The sequence below is a fragment of the Pseudomonas sp. 57B-090624 genome (assembly GCF_003234055.1).
Taxonomy (GTDB): domain Bacteria; phylum Pseudomonadota; class Gammaproteobacteria; order Pseudomonadales; family Pseudomonadaceae; genus Metapseudomonas; species Metapseudomonas tohonis.
This window is the reverse complement of sequence record NZ_QKRU01000171.1, coordinates 1-1811: the sequence shown is the minus strand read 5'-3', so window position 1 is coordinate 1811 and position 1811 is coordinate 1. Positions and strand designations below refer to the sequence as shown.

General features: G+C 45.5%; 1 protein-coding gene. It reads right to left on the bottom strand.

What is annotated here, in order from left to right; translation table 11 throughout:
* Nucleotides 1-107: 107 nt before the first annotated feature.
* A complete protein-coding gene (locus DMX10_RS32720) occupies nt 108-1274 on the bottom strand; it encodes a hypothetical protein (protein ID WP_146603118.1) in 1167 nt (388 codons plus the stop codon).
* Nucleotides 1275-1811 lie beyond the last annotated feature (537 nt).

Sequence of the window (1811 nt, the reverse complement as noted above, 5' to 3'; positions counted from 1 at the left end):
GGCTGAAGCCTTGGGTACGACCGATTTGAATGGTGGCGCGCTCTTCAACGCTGAGTTCGGTATAAGACATAGGGGCAGCACCGTACCGGAAAGGTCAGGTGTTGCACTCAGTTTTTGCCGCCGCCCACTTCGCTTATCCAAGTTTTTTCGTTTTGCAGATCTCGCTCTAGGTTCCCACTGCTGTACCTTGAATACAGCGCAATAACTGCTGTTTTTCTATTCAGTGGCGGAAGGCTGAGTAGTTGTGATGCGAACTGCTCTGGTGGGATTGCTGCAAGCAATGGAATGTTTGCATAGATATTGTCATCTGCGTCGTTTGTCCAGTTAAGTCTTCGATGAAATAGGTTTGTGTCGCTACTCATTTCTTTAAGCAGTTCCTGGGCCTTGTCAGGGTATGAGTCCAAATTTGCTTGTTCTTGTCGTGCGCGTAAGTAGTGACGGAAATCTTGAAAGTCGCTCTCTTTGTACTCATAGATTCCTAGACCGGCGTAGCCAGTTTCAAGGTCGCCGAAATAGCCCCTGTTTATGGGGGGGAGTAATCTATTTTTGTACAGGTGGTCTATATAGTTTTTTGCTTCTTGTATGACTTGGTTGCGATCGATTCTTAGTTCTGAGATGTCGGAGAGCCATAAGCGCAGGCCTACTACGTGGAGGATCTCTCCAAGATCTAAGTATTCCTTTTTTTCAAATTTTCTTTCCATCTCTATAACTGCCTTCTCGACAGTTGCTTCGTCGCGCTCTGCTGAGTGCCAAACTGTGCGCCAAGCTGGTTCGGCTAGCGGGTCTATATAGATTGAACTTTGATCTAATGATTCGTTGAGGGCGTCGGAGTTAATTATGCCTTTGAAAAGGATGTCGACCAGAACATCGTTTGTGAGCAAACGGTCATGGATATCTATTTCGGGGAATTTTTTTTGAGTGTCATCAATAGCTGTAGACGGCTCATCGCTTCTAGCTTTTTGCATGCGCCTGATAAAACCGTCAGGTCTATTTTTTATATCAGAAATGCTGAGGGTGCCAGATTTTACCTCCATAGCGATGCAGAAAAATAAAGACACTAATGCGTTAATGCCTTCAGGTTTTTTATAGTGATGTTCTTTTAGATGCTTGGAAAGACGCTCAAAATCCCAAATTGATTGCTGAAGAATGCGGAGGTTCTTAGCGCTGGCTTGCTTGGCTATCCTGATTAAAATATCTATATGGCTGAGCAATATGCTTCTAGCGTTTGTGTCGGATACTTTGCTTAGGAAGTGGCGCAGCGCATCTTCAATCACGGGCTGGGCCTCTAGGGTTTTTCCTATCAGCTTCTCTCTGGTCTCGATGTAGGTCTTGTTCTCTAGGAGCTTTGACTCGTTAGCAATGATTAGGACCTTGCACCCATCGTGCTCCACAAGTTCATTTATATAGCCTAGAACTTGGTCGGCGGGTAGTTTTGATCGTTCTAGGTCGTCAAAAATATATAGTCGATCTTTTGAAGGGGAAGTTATGTCGCTGAGCTTGATGGCCCCATCAATTCGGCTGTATTTAAGGGCCGCCTTTCCGAGCCTTCCTAATAATTTTACGCCTTTGTTTGTTAGGGCTGGATATATGCTTTGGTATAGGGCTGCGTCAATGTCATCGTAATTGCCGGTGCCATATAGGCTGATGTAGCTGTATTTCGATTTGTCTAGGAATTCATTTAAAATGGGCGGTTGCAGGAGCTGAGTGCAACACGGTTATTGAATTGAAGCCGGAGCATCATGCCGCATCGCCATGGCATTTTGCATGACCTCTCCCATCACCTCGATGGGGCATTTGAAGTCGAAGCGCTT